Origin of the sequence: Paraburkholderia sp. Cpub6 (assembly GCF_014201065.1) — a bacterium.
Lineage (GTDB): Bacteria > Pseudomonadota > Gammaproteobacteria > Burkholderiales > Burkholderiaceae > Paraburkholderia > Paraburkholderia tuberum.
Window position 1 is genome coordinate 585,026 of record NZ_JACHDM010000001.1, and the last position, 16,408, is coordinate 601,433.

Below are 16,408 nucleotides of genomic sequence, written 5' to 3' on the forward strand. Positions count from 1 at the left end.
TGTATGCTCCGTCAATGCATGGCCGAAACGGCGAGTATAGGCGCGTCGCATCGCGCTCAGCCGGTACGGATTTCGGCCTGCGCGCCGGTACGCATCGGTGCCCGCATTTTTCTGGCGCCGATAGAATCGTAGCGAGTCCGAACGCGATCAACCGGAGCGAACATGGATCTGATCATCCGCCACGCGACGCTGCCGCGCAGTGCCGCCCAGCTGTCCCCGCATCACCAGTCCCCAATCGACATCGGCATCGACGCGGGCCGTATCGTCGCCATCGAGCCGAACCTGGCCGCGAGCGCGCGCGACGAAATCGACGCGGCCGGTTCGCTCGTCACGCCGCCGTTCGTCGACCCGCATTTCCATATGGACGCGACGCTGTCGTACGGTTTGCCGCGCGTGAACGCGTCGGGCACGCTGCTCGAAGGCATCGCGCTATGGGGCGAGCTGAAGCCCGAGCTCACGCAGCAAGCGTTGATCGAACGCGCGATGCAGTATTGCGATTGGGCGGTCGCGCGCGGCCTGCTCGCGATCCGCAGCCACGTCGACGTGTGCGATCCGCGTCTGCTCGCGGTCGAGGCATTGCTCGAAGTGAAGCGCCGCGTCGCGCCGTATCTCGATCTGCAGTTGGTTGCCTTCCCGCAAGACGGTCTGCTGCGCAGCGCCGGCGCGTTCGATAATCTGAAGCGCGCGATCGACATGGGCGTCGACGTGGTCGGCGGCATTCCGCATTTCGAGCGGACGATGGCCGACGGCGCGCAGTCGGTGCGCATGCTGTGCGAGTACGCGGCCGAAAAGGGCCTGCGCGTCGATATGCATTGCGACGAATCGGACGATCCGCTATCGCGCCACATCGAAACGCTCGCGGCCGAAACGCACCGGCTCGGCCTGCACGGACGTGTCGCCGGTTCGCACCTGACGTCGATGCATTCGATGGACAACTACTACGTGAGCAAGCTGTTGCCGTTGATTCGCGAGTCGGGCGTCGCGGCGATCGCGAATCCGCTGATCAACATCACGCTGCAAGGCCGCAGCGACACATACCCGAAACGGCGCGGCATGACGCGGGTGCCGGAGATGCTGGCCGCGGGCATCACGGTCGCGTTCGGCCACGACTGCGTGATGGACCCGTGGTACAGCCTCGGTTCGGCCGACATGCTCGAAGTCGCGCAGATGGGCCTGCATGTTGCGCAGATGACCAGCGTCGACGGCATGCACGCCTGTTTCGACGCGGTGACCGTGAACGCGGCGCGCATTCTCGGTCTGGAAGACTATGGCATCGCGCCCGGATGCGCGGCCAATCTCGTCGTGCTCGATGCGCGCGACGAGCTCGAGGCGATCCGTCTGCGCGCCGCGCGGCTCGTGGTGGTGAGCCGGGGCAGGGTGGTCGGCCGCGCGCCGGCCGCGAGCGTGTCGTTATCGCTCGAAGGGCGGCCTGAGCAGGTCGATTTCAAGCTGCATCGCGCGTAGCGACATATCTCGCGCATCAATGACAAACCGGCGGCCTGCGCGAGCAGACCGCCGGTTTTTCTATCGGCCTCGTTCATTCAGCGCCATCGCATCCAGGCCGAACGAACGATCATCGCGACGTTTCAATCGCTCAGTGCGCGGCACCCGGCGCCATGCCGTTATGCCGTAGCAGCGCATCGATATTCGGCTCGCGGCCACGGAACGCCTTGAACGATTCCATCGCCGGACGGCTGCCGCCCACTTCGAGAATCTCGCGACGATAACGCATGCCGGTCGACTGATCGAGCACGCTGCCCGCGGCTTGCGCGGCTTCCTCGAACGCCGCGTACGCGTCGGCCGACAGCACTTCGGCCCACTTGTAGCTGTAGTAGCCGGCCGCGTAACCGCCCGCGAAAATATGGCTGAACGTATTCGGCCAACGCGAGAACGGCGCTTGCGGCACGACGTGGAAGCGTTCGTTGATTTCGCGCGCGAGTTCGTTGGCGCTCTTCGCGCCGTTCGCGTCGAAGCCGGTATGCAGTTGCATGTCGAACATCGAGAACACGATCTGCCGCAGCGTGCCGAGGCCGCTCTGGAAGTTCTTCGCGGCGAGCATCTTGTCGAACAGCTCGCGCGGCAGCGGCTTCGCGGTATCGACGTGCGAGGTCATGTCGGACAGCACGTCCCACTCCCAGCAGAAGTTCTCCATGAACTGCGAAGGCAGCTCGACCGCATCCCATTCGACGCCGTTGATGCCCGACACGCCGAGCTCATCGACGCGCGTGAGCATGTGATGCAAGCCGTGGCCGAACTCATGGAACAGCGTGATCACTTCGTCGTGCGTGAAGCAGGCGGGCTTGCCGCCGACCGGCGCCGAGAAATTACAGGTCAGATACGCGACCGGCGTTTGCACCGCGCCGTGCGCGAGCTTGTGACGGCCGCGCGCGTCGTCCATCCAGGCGCCGCCGCGCTTGCCTTCGCGTGCATACAGGTCGAGATAGAACTGCGCGACGAGGCCGCCGTCCTGATTCTCGACGCGGAAGAAGCGCACGTCCGGATGCCAGACGGCCGCTTCGTCGCGGCGGATGCGCACGCCAAACAGCGTCTCGGTGACCTTGAACAGGCCCTTGAACACCGCGTCTTCCGGGAAGTACTGCTTCACTTCGTTTTCCGAGAACGAATAGCGCTTCTGGCGCAGGCGCTCGGCGGCGAACGTCATGTCCCACGGCTGCAGATCGGTCATGCCGAGTTCGCTCGCGGCAAATTCGCGCAGCTCTTTCCAGTCCTGCTCGGCATGCGGACGCGCGCGCGTCGCGAGGTCTTCGAGGAAGGCCATTACCTGCGCCGGCGATTCGGCCATCTTCGGCGCGAGCGACACTTCGGCGAAGTTGCCGTAGCCGAGCATCTGCGCTTCTTCGGCGCGCAGCTTCAGTTCGTCGGCGAGCACCTGGGTGTTGTCCCACTCGGTCTTGCCGTTGCCGTATTGCGCGCCGAGCTCGGACGCGCGCGTCACATAGGCGCGATACATCGCTTCGCGCATCGGACGGTTTTCCGAGTACTGCATGACCGGGAAATAAGACGGGAAGTGCAGCGTGAACTTGTAGCCAGTCTTGCCGTCTCGCTCGGCGGCTTCCTTCGCGGCTTCGATCACGTCTTCGGGCAGTCCCGCCAGTTGCGTTTCGTTGCCCGCATCGACGATGTACGCATACGCGTTGGTCGCATCGAGCACGTGATCCGAAAACGCCTTCGACAGCGCCGCCTGGCGCTCCTGCAATTCGGCGAAACGCGGCTTCTGGTCTTCCGGCAACTCGGCGCCCGACAGACGGAAATCACGCAGCGCGTTGCTGAGGATCTTCTTGCGTTCGCCGTTCAGCGATGCGAATTCGTCGCTGGCGTTCAGTGCCTTGTACTTCTCGTAGAGCGCGAGATTCTGGCCGACGCTCGACCAGAACTCGGTTACGCGCGGCAGGTTCTCGCCGTACACGGCGCGTAGCTCGGGCGTATCGGCGACGGCATTGAGATGACCGATCACGCTCCACGCGCGCGACAGCGGCTCGGTGGCGCGCTCGACCGGTTCGACGACGTCGGCCCACGACGGGGGCGTGGCCGGCAGCGCGGCACGCTCGACGGCGGCCGCCGCGTCGGCGAGCAGCACGTCGAGGGCGGGCGTCACGTGTTCGGGTCGGATGGAGCCAAAGCGCGGCAGATCGGAAAAATCGAGGAGCGGGTTGTCTTGATGCGTGGCGGTAGTGGACATAAGGCTTCCTGTCTGACGCGGGTGAAGGGGGCGGTGCGGCGCTCGCGCGTGCCGTCTCGTGCTGGGTCGCTCGACGCCCGGCGCACGGCGCATGGCGGCACCGGCTACGGACATTATTGGGGCGGGGGGCGCCGATTCCAATCCATCGGCTGACAAATTAACAGATGTTGCGGCGCGTTGGGCGCGCGTTGGGGCAGGGCGTGGGCCGCGGGATCCGGCGACGCGGTAAGGAGGCGGTGGTTCTGCGAGAGAGAAGGGCGGGTGATGACCCGGTGGACGAGACGGATGAGTCGCCTCACTCCGCCTCGCGCTCACCGCCCGGCGGTTACGCCTTGGCCGCGTCTGCCTCGCGCTCGGCCGCTTCGATCGTGTTGACGAGCAGCATCGTGATCGTCATCGGGCCGACGCCGCCCGGCACCGGCGTGATATGGCCGGCCACTTCCTTGACACCCGCGAAGTCGACGTCGCCGCACAGCTTGCCGGCGTCGTCGCGATTCATGCCGACGTCGATCACGGTCGCGCCCGGCTTCACCATGTCCGCGGTCAGGATGTTGCGCAGACCGGTCGCGGCGACCACGACGTCGGCGTTGCGCGTGTGCGCGGCCAGATCGCGCGTCTTGCTGTGGCAGATCGTGACGGTCGCGCCCGCTTCGAGCAGCAGCAGCGCCATCGGCTTGCCGACGATGTTCGAGCGGCCGATCACGACCGCGTTCGCGCCCTTCAGATCGATGCCGTAGGCCGCGAACATCTTCATCACGCCGTACGGCGTGCACGGACGGAACAGCGGCTGACCCGTCATCAGCGCGCCCGCATTGGCGACGTGGAAACCGTCGACGTCCTTCTCGGGCGCGATCGCCTCGATCACCTTGTGGCTGTCGATGTGCTTCGGCAGCGGCAGCTGCACGAGAATGCCGTGGATGGCCGGATCGCGATTCAGCTCGTCGATGCGCGCGAGCAGGTCGGCTTCGGGCAGATCGGCCGGATAGCGGTCGAACGACGAGCCGAGACCGTTGTCGTGGCAGGCCTTCACCTTGTTGCGCACATACACTTCGCTGGCCGGATTGTCGCCGACCAGAATCACGGCGAGGCCCGGCTGATGGCCGCGGGCGGTCAGGGCGGCGGCGCGCGCCGCGACGTCGGCGCGCAGGGTCTTGGAGAGGGCGAGGCCGTCGATCAGTTTGGCAGTCATGGTCGGTCGAACGTTGGGTCGAGATTGGGATCGGGAATCAGGTCGGGACAGACGGTTTGGCAGGCGGGGCGAAGCGCTCGCGCGGAGGGGCGTGCGACGGCGTGCTTCGGCTGGCTGACGGAGCCCCGTCGCCCTGCGACAGGCGCGCTGCCGGTTCGGGCAAGGCGCCGCCGCGAAGTCCAACATTATACCGGCGCGGGGGCGCGCTTTCGCAGTGGATTCGGGGCGCGCGGCGCGCGTGGGAGCGTCCGGGAGGTGAGGCGGCGGTCCTGCGGCGGCAAGGAAGCGCACTGCGAGCGGCGGGGCAGGCCGCTCGCACGCCACCCGCACGCCGGACTCGGCGTCGGTCAGGCCGTCGCGAACCGGCGACGCAACCGCCACGGATGGCGGCCACGTACCAACGGCCCCTCCGAACGAAAGGCCGCCCGTGCCTCTGTTACTGCGCCGTTTGCGGCTTGTTCGACAGCGCGAGTCGCAGCAGATCGGCGACCGTGTTGACGTTCAGCTTTTCCATGATGTTCGCGCGATGCGCTTCGACCGTCTTGATGCTGATGCCGAGGTCGTCGGCGATCTGCTTGTTCAGGCGGCCCGCGATGATCCGCTCGAGCACCTGATGCTCGCGCGCGGTCAACTTGCCGAGGCGCTCGGCCGCGGCGCGCTGCTGCTGGACGCTGGTGCTTTCGCTGCGTGCCTTGTCGAGCATGCGCTCGACGAGCTTGCGCAGTTCGGCTTCGTCGAACGGCTTTTCGATGAAGTCCATCGCGCCTTTTTTCATCGTCGACACCGCCATCGGCACGTCGCCGTGGCCCGTCACGAAGATGATCGGCAGCGACGCGTTGTCGGCGATCAGGCGTTCCTGCAACTCGAGCCCGCTCATGCCGGACATCCGCACGTCGAGGATCAGACACGCGATCTGGCCCGGATGCTGATGCGGCTGCCATGCGTCGATGAACTGCTCGGCGCTCGAGAAGCACTGAACGCGGTAGCCGTTCGCCTCCAGCAGCCAGCGCAGCGAATCTCGCACGGCCTCGTCGTCGTCGACGACAAAGACGGTTTCCTGTGTGGTGACTGGGCTGTTCATAGCTCTCCCGTAACGGTTTGTGGTATCGGCGCCTCGGACCCGCCGTTGCTCGGGCCGTCAGGCTCCCCAATGGGCAGACTGCAATGGAACGTGGCGCCCGTGATGTGGCCGTCGGATTCGACGTTGTTGACCACCCACAGACGGCCGCGGTGCGATTCGATAATCGAACGGCAAATGTTCAGCCCCATGCCCATGCCATCGGACTTGGTGCTGTAAAACGGTTCGAACAGACGCTCGGCGGTCGCTTCGTCGACGCCGGGCCCCTGGTCGACGACGCTGATGCAGACGAAGCCGCTCTCCAGTCGCACGACCACGCGGATGACTGGGTCGACCGCGTTCGGGCGCGCTTCGGCCATCGCTTCGACGCCGTTCTTCAGCAGGTTCACGAGCACCTGCTCGATCAGCACCGGATCGACGTAGATCACCGGCAGCCGCGAGCGCAGATCGGTAACGATGCGAATGCGCCGCTTCCTTGCCTCGATTTCGGCGAGACCCACCGCGTCCGCGACGATATCCGCGACCCGCGTGGCCTGCCGCTTCGGCTCGCTGCGCTTCACGAACTCGCGGATACGCTTGATGATCATGCCGGCGCGCACCGCCTGCTGCGCGGTCTTTTCGAGCACCGGCAGCAGATTGTCGGGCGTCGTTCGACCGGATTTAACCAGTGCGACGGTTCCGGAGCAATAGTTATTGATGGCGGCGAGCGGCTGGTTCAGTTCGTGCGCGAGCGACGAGGCCATTTCACCCATCGTCATCAGGCGGCTCGTGAACTGCAGCTTTTCGTCCTGCTGGCGCGCGAGTTCCTGCGCGCGCTTGCGGGTCGTGATGTCGGTCGCGATCTGCATCTGCGCGAGATGGCCGTCGACCCACTGGATGTACTGGCGTCGCACCTCGAACCACTTCTGGATGCCGGGGATGTAGATTTCCTGCGCGTCGGCGGTGCTTTCGGTCAGCGCGGCGGCGGGCAGGCCGACGAAGGTGTCGACCATGTCGATCGAATCGGACGACGCCTGCGAGGCGTCGAAGCCGCCGCCCGCGAGTTCGAGGTGGCCGTCCGGGCGGATGCCGAACAGATGCCGGTAATAGCGGTTCGCGAACAGCAGCTCGGCTTCGTCGGCGGCCAGCACGGACACCGCCGCATCGAGGCTTTCGAGCACGGTCGTGAAACGTTCGTGGGCGGCGGCGAGCTCTTCGCGCGCGCGCTTCGGCTCGGTGATGTCGGTCATCGACGACATCCAGCCGGTCTGGCGGCCCGAGCTGTCGATCAGCGGCGACACGTAGAGCCGCGCGTGGAACGTCGAGCTGTCCTTGCGCCGCACGCGCAGCTCGAAGCCGGACGAGGGCGCCTTGCCGCGCAGCGTCATGTCGAGCTGACGCTGCATCTCGGGGTACGCGTCGCGCGGCCAGTAGGCGAACGGCGCGCTCTTGCCGACGAGGTCGCTTTCGTCCCAGCCGGTCATGCGGCAGAACGCCGGGTTCACGTGCGTGATGCGGCCATGCATGTCGAGCACGCGCATGCCGATCAGCACCGAGTTTTCCATCGCGCGGCGGAAAAACGCTTCCGCGTAGAGCGCCTGCTGCGCCTCGAAGCGCTGGCGCGTGTGCTTCCACAGACTCCACAGGCTCCACAGTACGAAGCAGGAGAGGCCGGCCACCAGCCACACCAGCGTGTTGTTCGTGAAGTTGGTGATCTGCGGGAACGCGTACACGCGCACCGAAATGCCCTGGCCCGGCGGGTCGAGCGGCAGGTCGTAGAACATGTCGCGCGGCAGGCGCGGGCGGGTCGACGTGGTGGTCAACTCGCGGTTGTTCGCGTCGATGATCGAGATCTTGTATTTGGCCGACAGCTCGGGCGGGATGTCGCGCTTCAGAATGCCTTCCACCGAGAACACCGCGGCGATGGTGCCGAGGAAATCGCGGTCGCGGAAGATCGGCGTTTGCAGCGTGATGAAGCCGTTGCCGAGGTCGTCGTAGATGAGCGGGGAGTACACCTGGCGGCGCGTGTTGCGCGCCTCGGCGAAGCCGGCCTTGACAGCTTCGTCCATCTGCGCGTCGTTCGGACGCGCGAGCCGCTGGCCGAGCACCGGCGGCGCGGCGTTGGGCCAGCGCGGCTGCTGCTGGCCCGTGTACCAGTTCATGTAGAGGATCTCGGGATGCCCCTGCATGATGTCCGTGGTGCTCACCTGGAACGAATGCTCGTCGGCATGGGCGGCGGCGAGGTCGCGCGCGAGTGCCTGGATCTGCTCTTGCGCGCCCGTCATCGACAGGCGGATCTGCTGCTGCGCCCACGCGACGTTGCGGTACAGCGTGTCTTCCTGCTGTTGCTGCTCGCGCCGGTTCAGACTCCACAGAATCAGGCTCATGACGACCAGGAACACCAGGATCGACAGGAGCGGCGTCAGCAAATAGGAATTGGACCACCAGGGTCCGTGGTGCCAGCGCGAGGACGGCGACGAATCCGCCGGCGAACCCGCGGTGCGCGCCGAGCGAGAGAAGAGCCGTTCGGTCAACATGCGTGGCATTGTAGCTCAGCACGTCCCCGACAAATGGCGCAAAAAAGCACGGAAAGTGCAGTTAATCGGCGCAAACTAGCCGGCGGATCAGTCGATCGGCAGTCAAACCAGGTTGCGTCGCAGCAATTTTCCGCATTATGAGAATTGATCTCGTAATTTGAAAATTTGGTTGCGCTGACGTCGGGACCCTTATTACAATCGGCCGGAGCTGCCGCGGCCGTTCCTGCGTCCGCGTCGTCTGTTCAAAGTGCGTTCCCCATACCCAGGAGACGAGCATGTCCGCTGTACCCGACGAAGTCATGAAATATGTCGCCGCCGATAAAGACGACGATCCCCAGGAAACCGGCGAATGGCTGGAAGCGCTGGATGGCGTGATTTCTGCAGTAGGCCCTGACCGTGCCCACTACCTGATCGAAAAACAGATCGAATTCGCACGCGTGCACGGCGAACATCTGCCGTTCTCCGCTAACACTCCTTACATCAACACGATTCCGGTCGCGCGCCAGGCCAAGAACCCCGGCGACCAGGACATCGAACACCGTATCCGCTCGTACACCCGCTGGAACGCGATGGCGATGGTGCTGCGCGCCGGCAAGGAAACCAACGTCGGCGGCCACATCGCGTCGTTCGCATCGGCCGCCACGCTGTACGACGTCGGCTACAACCACTTCTGGCACGCACCGTCGGCCGAGCACGGCGGTGACCTCGTGTTCGTGCAGGGCCACTCGTCGCCGGGCGTCTACTCGCGCGCGTTCCTGCTCGGTCGCCTGACCGACAAGCAGCTCGACAACTTCCGCCAGGAAGTCGGCGGCGAGGGCATCTCGTCGTATCCGCATCCGTGGCTGATGCCGGACTTCTGGCAATTCCCGACCGTGTCGATGGGCCTGGGTCCGATCATGGCGATCTACCAGGCGCGCTTCATGAAGTACCTGCAGGCGCGCGGCATCGCGAAAACCGACGGCCGCAAGGTCTGGGCCTTCCTCGGCGACGGCGAAACGGACGAGCCGGAATCGCTCGGCGCGATCGGCATGGCCGGTCGCGAGCGTCTGGACAACCTCGTGTTCGTGATCAACTGCAACCTGCAGCGTCTCGACGGTCCGGTGCGTGGCAACGGCAAGATCATCCAGGAACTCGAAAGCGAATTCCGCGGCGCCGGCTGGAACGTGATCAAGGTCATCTGGGGCAGCCGCTGGGACGCGCTGTTCGCGCGCGACAAGTCGGGCGCGCTGATGCGCCGCATGATGGAAGTCGTCGACGGCGAGTACCAGACGTACAAGTCGGAGTCGGGCGCGTTCGTGCGCGAACACTTCTTCAACACGCCGGAACTGAAGGCGCTGGTCGCCGACTGGTCGGACGACGACATCTGGAATCTGAACCGCGGCGGCCATGATCCGCACAAGATCTACGCGGCGTTCACGGAAGCGACGAATTCGAAGGGCCAGCCGACCGTCATCCTCGCGAAGACGATCAAGGGCTACGGCATGGGCGAAGCCGGTCAGGCGATGAACATCACCCACCAGCAGAAGAAGATGCAGGTGGAGCAGCTGAAGAAGTTCCGCGACCAGTTCCGTCTGCCGATCACGGACGAGCAGATCGTCGACGTGCCGTACCTGACGTTCGAGGAAGGCTCGAAGGAACTCGAATACATGCGCCAGAAGCGCATGGACCTGGGCGGCTATCTGCCGGCGCGTCGTCAGAAGGCCGAGTCGCTGCCGGTGCCGGAACTGCCGGCATTCGAGCCGCTGTTGAAGGGCACGGGCGAAGGCCGCGAGATCTCCACGACGATGGCGTTCGTGCGGATCCTGAACATCCTGCTGAAGGACAAGACGCTCGGCAAGCGCGTCGTGCCGATCGTGCCGGATGAATCGCGTACGTTCGGCATGGAAGGTCTGTTCCGTCAGATCGGTATCTGGAATCAGGACGGCCAGAAGTACGTGCCGGAAGATTCCGACCAGCTGATGTTCTACCGTGAGTCGGAGACCGGTCAGATCCTGCAGGAGGGCATCAACGAAGCCGGCGGCATGGCCGACTGGATCGCGGCCGCGACGTCGTACTCGACGCACGGCGAGATCATGATCCCGTTCTACATCTTCTACTCGATGTTCGGCTTCCAGCGCATCGGCGACCTCGCATGGGCCGCTGGCGACATGCGCTCGCGCGGCTTCCTGCTGGGCGGCACGGCGGGCCGCACGACGCTGAACGGCGAAGGCCTGCAACACGAAGACGGCCATTCGCTGATGTGGGCGGCTTCGGTGCCGAACTGCATCAGCTACGACCCGACGTTCGGCTACGAACTCGCGGTCATCGTGCAGGACGGTCTGCGCCGCATGGTCGCCGACCAGGAAGACGTCTACTACTACGTCACCGTGATGAACGAGAACTACGAGCACCCGGCAATCCCGCAGGGCGAGACCGTGGCGGCCGACATCATCAAGGGCATGTACTCGTTCAGCAAGACCGCAGCCGATAAAAAGGCGCCGCACGTGCAGCTGATGGGCGCGGGCACGATCTTCAACGAAGTGATCGCCGCGGCCGACCTGCTGAAAAACGACTGGGGCGTCAACGCCGACCTGTGGAGCGTGCCGAGCTTCACCGAGCTCGCGCGCGAAGGTCACGAAGTGCAGCGCTGGAACCTGTTGCACCCGACCGAAGAGAAGAAGCTGTCGCACGTCGAGAAGCTGTTGAAGGATGCGCCGCCGGGTCCGGTCATCGCATCGACCGACTACGTGCGCGCGCTGACCGAGCAGATCCGCGCGTTCGTGCCGCAGAAGTTCGTCGTGCTGGGCACCGACGGCTACGGCCGTTCGGACACGCGCGAGAAGCTGCGTCACTTTTTCGAAGTCGATCGCTACTGGGTCACGGTCGCCGCGCTGAACGCGCTGGCGGACGAAGGCACGATCGAACGCAAGGTGGTCGCCGAGGCGCTCAAGAAGTACAACCTTGATCCCGCCAAACCCAACCCGATGACCGTCTAAGGCATCACCCGTGTGCCACGATGCACGCGCTTGCTCCTCATCGCGAGGGGCCGGCGGCGTGCGCGGCCCAGGAGACACTAACAATGAGTCAAGCGATCGAAGTCAAGGTGCCGGACATCGGCGATTACAAGGACGTCCCCGTGATCGAGGTGCTGGTGAAGGCGGGTGACACCGTCGAAAAAGAGCAATCGCTCGTGACGCTGGAATCCGACAAGGCGACGATGGACGTGCCGAGCTCGGCCGACGGCGTCGTCAAGGAAGTGAAGGTCAAGGTCGGCGATGCGGTGTCCGAAGGCACGCTGATCATCGTGCTCGAAGGCGCCAACGCCGCTGCCGCGGCTCCTGCTCCTGCGCCTGCGCCGGCGGCAGCTCCCGCTGCGGCGGCGCCCGCACCCGCGGCAGCAGGCGGCGGCGTGCAGGAAATCAAGGTGCCGGATATCGGCGACTACAAAGACGTCCCCGTGATCGAGATCGCGGTGAAGGTCGGCGATCGTGTCGAGAAGGAACAGTCGCTCGTCACGCTCGAATCCGACAAGGCGACGATGGATGTGCCCAGCTCGGCCGCCGGTGTCGTCAAGGAAGTGAAGGTCAAGGTTGGCGATACCGTGTCGGAAGGCTCGGTCATCGTCGTGATCGAAGCGGAAGGCGGCGCTGCCCCGGCACCCGCGCCGGCACCGGCCGCGAAGGCGCCGACTGAAAAGCCGTTCGACGCGCCGGCCACGCCGACCCCAGCACCGGCCGCGCCGTCCGCGCTCGCGCAGGCGCCGCTGATCCCGGCTGGAGAAGGCGGCTCGCGTCATCCGAGCCATGCGTCGCCGTCGGTGCGCAAGTTCGCGCGCGAGCTCGGGGTGGACGTCGGCCAGGTGAAGGGCACCGGTCCGAAGGGCCGCATTACGCAGGCCGACGTGACCGCGTTCGTGAAGGGCGTGATGACGGGCCAGCGCGCGGCGCCGGCTGGTGCGGCCGCGCCGGCCGCCGGCGGTGGCGAGCTGAATCTGCTGCCGTGGCCGAAGGTCGACTTCACGAAGTTCGGTCCGGTCGATCCGAAGCCGTTATCGCGCATCAAGAAGATCTCGGGCGCGAACCTGCATCGCAACTGGGTCATGATTCCGCACGTCACGAACAACGACGAAGCGGACATCACCGAGCTCGAAGCGCTGCGCGTCAAGCTGAACAAGGAACACGAGAAGGCGGGCGTCAAGTTCACGATGCTCGCGTTCGTGATCAAGGCCTGCGTGGCGGCCCTGAAGAAATTCCCGACCTTCAACGCGAGCCTCGACGGCGACAACCTGGTGTTCAAGCAGTACTACCACATCGGTTTTGCCGCTGACACGCCGAACGGCCTCATGGTGCCGGTGATTCGCGACGCGGACAAGAAGGGCCTCGTCGACATCGCGAAGGAAATGGCCGACCTGTCGAAGGCCGCGCGCGAGGGCAAGCTGAAGCCGGACCAGATGCAGGGCGGCTGCTTCTCGATCTCGTCGCTGGGCGGTATCGGCGGCACGCACTTCACGCCGATCATCAATGCGCCTGAAGTCGCGATTCTCGGCCTGTCGCGCAGCGCGATGAAGCCGGTGTGGGACGGCAAGCAGTTCGAGCCGCGCCTGACCATGCCGCTGTCGCTGTCGTACGACCATCGTGTGATCGACGGAGCGGAAGCCGCGCGCTTCAACGCATACCTCGGTTCGATTCTTGCCGATTTCCGGCGTGTGATTCTTTGACCGGCTGGTGAGGTCCGCCGGCGCGGGCGCGGATGATTTCGACCGATCCGCGTCGCGCCGTCCGCGCGTTCGCGTGCGCTGTGCGCGTCGAAGGCGCCGCTCATCATCGATCAATAAGAGAAGGGGACACCATGAGTCTCGTCGAAGTGAAAGTGCCGGACATCGGTGACTTCAAGGACGTCGACGTCATCGAAGTCAACATCAAGCCGGGCGACACCATCGAAAAAGAGCAGTCGCTGCTGACGCTCGAATCCGACAAGGCGTCGATGGAAGTGCCGAGCGATACTGCCGGCACCGTCAAGGAAGTGCGTATCAAGCCGGGCGACAAGGTTTCGCAGGGCACGGTCATCGCGCTCGTCGAGGCAACGGCGGGCGGCGCGGCTGCGGCCGCTGCGCAGCCGAAAGCGCCCGAGAAGGCGGCTCCCGCGCCGGCGCCCGCCGCTGCGGCGCCGAAGGCCGCCGCAGCGGCTGCGCAAGCCGGCAGCTATTCGGGCAGCGCCGACATCGAGTGCGACATGCTCGTGCTCGGTTCGGGCCCCGGCGGTTATTCGGCCGCGTTCCGCTCCGCCGACCTCGGCATGAAGACCGTGCTGGTCGAGCGTTATCCGACGCTCGGCGGCGTGTGTCTGAACGTCGGCTGCATCCCGTCGAAGGCGCTGCTGCACACCGCGCTCGTCATCGACGAAGCGGCTGATCTTGCCGCGCACGGCATCACGTTCGGCAAGCCGCAGATCGATCTCGACAAGCTGCGCGATTTCAAGTCCGGCGTGGTCAGGAAGCTGACCGGCGGTCTCGCCGGCATGGCGAAGGCGCGCAAGGTCGAAGTGGTGGTCGGTACGGGTGCGTTCGTCGATCCGAACCACATGGAAGTGCAGACCGAGGGCGGCAAGAAGGTCGTCAGGTTCAACCAGGCGATCATCGCAGCGGGCTCGGAAGCGGTGAAGCTGCCGTTCATTCCGGAAGATCCGCGGGTGGTCGATTCGACCGGCGCGCTCGAACTGCGCCAGATTCCGCAGCGCATGCTCGTGATCGGCGGCGGCATCATCGGTCTCGAAATGGCGACCGTGTACTCGACGCTCGGCGCGAACATCGACGTGGTCGAAATGCTCGACGTCCTGATGGCCGGCGCGGACCGCGATCTGGTCAAGGTCTGGGAGAAGTACAACAGCAAGCGTTTCGCGAACGTGATGCTGAAGACCAAGACCATCGCCGCCGAAGCGAAGGACGACGGTATCTACGTGTCGTTCGAGGGCGAGCAGGCGCCGGCCGAGCCGCAACGCTACGACCTCGTGCTGGTGGCCGTCGGCCGCTCGCCGAACGGCAAGCGGATCGGCGCGGAAAAGGCCGGTGTCGCGGTGACGGATCGCGGCTTCATCGAAGTCGACAGGCAACAGCGCACGAATGTGCCGCACATCTTCGCGATCGGCGACATCGTCGGTCAGCCGATGCTCGCGCACAAGGCCGTGCACGAGGGCCACGTGGCGGCGGAAGCCGCGCATGGCGAGAAGGCGTACTTCGACGCGCTGCAGATTCCGTCGGTGGCCTACACCGATCCGGAAGTGGCTTGGGCCGGCAAGACGGAAGACCAGCTGAAAGCCGAAGGCGTCAAGTTCGGCAAGGCGGTGTTTCCGTGGGCCGCATCGGGTCGCGCGATCGCCAACGGTCGCGACGAGGGCTTCACGAAGCTGCTGTTCGATGAGGAAACGCATCGCGTGATCGGCGGCGGTATCGTCGGTCTGAACGCGGGCGACCTGATCAGCGAAGTCTGTCTCGCGATCGAGATGGGCGCGGACGCAACGGATATCGGCAAGACGATCCATCCGCATCCGACGCTCGGCGAATCGATCGGCATGGCGGCCGAGTTGTATGAAGGCGTCTGTACCGATCTGCCGCCCGTCAAGAAGAAGTAACGCGGTGCGCCGCGCCTGCGTGACGACATGCGGGCGCGGCAAAGCCGGTCGAGCCGTACGGCAAAGAAAAACGGCGCGCTCCATGGCGGAGCGCGCCGTTTCCGTTTTCGTGGCGGCCAGTGGCGGGCAAAAAAATCCCGGCTTGGCGGCCGGGCAAACGATACGCCATTGCAACGTATCGGAGCGTTCGGCTCATCAAACCGTATAAGCGGCAACGGCACGACGCTGTTGCTTGCGATAACGCCGGCGCAGCGCATAGGCTGGGCCGGCGTGAAAGACGACGCGAGGCATAAAGCCTGGCGTGTTGACGCGTGAAGCTTAGACGGCCTTCTTGGCGGCGGCGCGCGATGCTTGCGCAGCGGCTTGCGAAGCTGCCTTCGAAGCGGCCGTTGCGGCTGCGTTGAAGTTGCTTTCGGCGATTTCGACAGCCTGGCGGGTTGCCTTGTGGACCGTTTCGTACGTGGTGTTGGCGGCGGTGATAGCCGACTTCATCACGGCGACAGCGGTTTCCGAACCGGCCGGTGCGTTCTTGGCGACGTTTTCGACGAGCGCCTGAACCTTGCGGTTTTGCTCTTCGAATTGCGCTTCCGCGACGCGGGTGAATTCACCCTGCGTTGCCGAAACGATTTCGTACACATGGCGGCCATACGACAGCGCCTTTTCAGCCACCGGCTGGGCGAGGCTTGCTTGCAGTGCCAGCAGTTCCTGCGCATCCTTCACGGACAGCGCGCGTTGGGCATTTTCCTGGCTTTCGGCGAGCGTCGACTTCACAACTTGCAGGTTCAGCTCGACCAGCTTTTCGACACCTTCAAATGCTTTGGTCGTCAGGCCGAACAGGGTTTCGAAGTTGGCTTTCTGGGCTGCGGCGAATTGCTCAGGGGTCAGCAGAGTCATGGTTTACGCTCCTGGATTGCGGCCGGTCTGTGCGGACCGCATTGGGTGGGTGGCGAGACGCAAATTCATCGTCTCTCCGGACCGCGATGTATTGTGCATCGCAGCAATGGTTCCCATTTTAGGATGCCCACAAGGAATGTCAAGCGTTTTTTGTGCATCGCACAATATTAAGAAAATGCCGACAAAACAATAGGTTATACAGTAGGCATGTCATTAATATGACGCGGAACGATTGCTCGTTGCACCGTGCTGGTGCGACATAAACCAACCGTTCAGCAGACCGTCGGGAGATTATTTTTTCCGTGTGGCAGCAATTCGCCCCTGAAAAAACGATCATCATCAATTCGATGTAAACCACAAGATGACAAGGAACGTTAAAGAACGATGGCAGTCGAACGCGCGTTAGCGACTTTCGTCAGACACTT

At 64.6% G+C, this 16,408-nt stretch carries 10 protein-coding genes; 5 read left to right on the forward strand and 5 right to left on the reverse strand.

The features are described 5' to 3' along the window. The first annotated feature begins 162 nt into the window (after positions 1-162). Positions 163-1,464: an amidohydrolase family protein gene (locus HDG33_RS02585; RefSeq protein ID WP_184022336.1), complete on the forward strand. Its 1,302-nt coding sequence runs from the start codon at positions 163-165 to the stop codon at positions 1,462-1,464. 130 nt (positions 1,465-1,594) lie between these two features. On the opposite strand, the gene HDG33_RS02590 is transcribed toward HDG33_RS02585, so the two are convergent. From HDG33_RS02590 to fixL, 4 genes are all read right to left on the reverse strand, one after another. After that, positions 1,595-3,700 carry a M3 family metallopeptidase gene (locus HDG33_RS02590; protein WP_184022338.1) on the reverse strand — a complete coding sequence of 702 codons (2,106 nt, stop codon included), beginning with the start codon at positions 3,698-3,700 and terminating at the stop codon, positions 1,595-1,597. Between the two features lie 325 nt (positions 3,701-4,025). Then, positions 4,026-4,889, reverse strand: coding sequence for a bifunctional methylenetetrahydrofolate dehydrogenase/methenyltetrahydrofolate cyclohydrolase FolD (gene folD, locus HDG33_RS02595; RefSeq protein ID WP_090800818.1), 864 nt, complete (start codon positions 4,887-4,889; stop codon positions 4,026-4,028). Between the two features lie 436 nt (positions 4,890-5,325). After that, positions 5,326-5,970 carry an oxygen response regulator transcription factor FixJ gene (gene fixJ / locus HDG33_RS02600; protein ID WP_062129599.1) on the reverse strand — a complete coding sequence of 215 codons (645 nt, stop codon included), beginning with the start codon at positions 5,968-5,970 and terminating at the stop codon, positions 5,326-5,328. Next, entirely contained in the window at positions 5,967-8,483 is a 2,517-nt protein-coding gene (fixL, locus tag HDG33_RS02605; RefSeq protein WP_221311281.1) for an oxygen sensor histidine kinase FixL, read from the reverse strand. Before fixL ends, fixJ begins: the two co-directional genes overlap by 4 nt. Positions 8,484-8,758: 275 nt before the next feature. Between fixL and aceE the strand changes: the two genes are divergently transcribed. The 4 genes from aceE to HDG33_RS02625 all read left to right on the forward strand — a co-directional run bounded on the left by aceE (position 8,759) and on the right by HDG33_RS02625 (position 15,404). Next, positions 8,759-11,458 carry a pyruvate dehydrogenase (acetyl-transferring), homodimeric type gene (aceE, locus tag HDG33_RS02610; RefSeq protein WP_184022342.1) on the forward strand — a complete coding sequence of 900 codons (2,700 nt, stop codon included), beginning with the start codon at positions 8,759-8,761 and terminating at the stop codon, positions 11,456-11,458. An 83-nt stretch (positions 11,459-11,541) separates the two neighbouring features. Continuing rightward, complete coding sequence (aceF, locus tag HDG33_RS02615; protein WP_184022354.1) at positions 11,542-13,179, forward strand: dihydrolipoyllysine-residue acetyltransferase; 1,638 nt, start codon at positions 11,542-11,544, stop codon at positions 13,177-13,179. Between the two features lie 131 nt (positions 13,180-13,310). Next, the gene (gene lpdA / locus HDG33_RS02620; protein WP_184022356.1) at positions 13,311-15,089 is read left to right on the forward strand and encodes a dihydrolipoyl dehydrogenase; all 1,779 of its coding nucleotides are present in this window, start codon (positions 13,311-13,313) and stop codon (positions 15,087-15,089) included. Between the two features lie 27 nt (positions 15,090-15,116). Next, the gene (locus tag HDG33_RS02625; RefSeq protein WP_184022359.1) at positions 15,117-15,404 is read left to right on the forward strand and encodes a hypothetical protein; all 288 of its coding nucleotides are present in this window, start codon (positions 15,117-15,119) and stop codon (positions 15,402-15,404) included. A 3-nt stretch (positions 15,405-15,407) separates the two neighbouring features. Here the strand turns inward: HDG33_RS02625 and HDG33_RS02630 are convergent, their stop codons facing one another. Beyond that, positions 15,408-15,983, reverse strand: coding sequence for a phasin family protein (locus HDG33_RS02630; protein WP_013089827.1), 576 nt, complete (start codon positions 15,981-15,983; stop codon positions 15,408-15,410). Between the last annotated feature and the right edge of the window lie 425 nt (positions 15,984-16,408).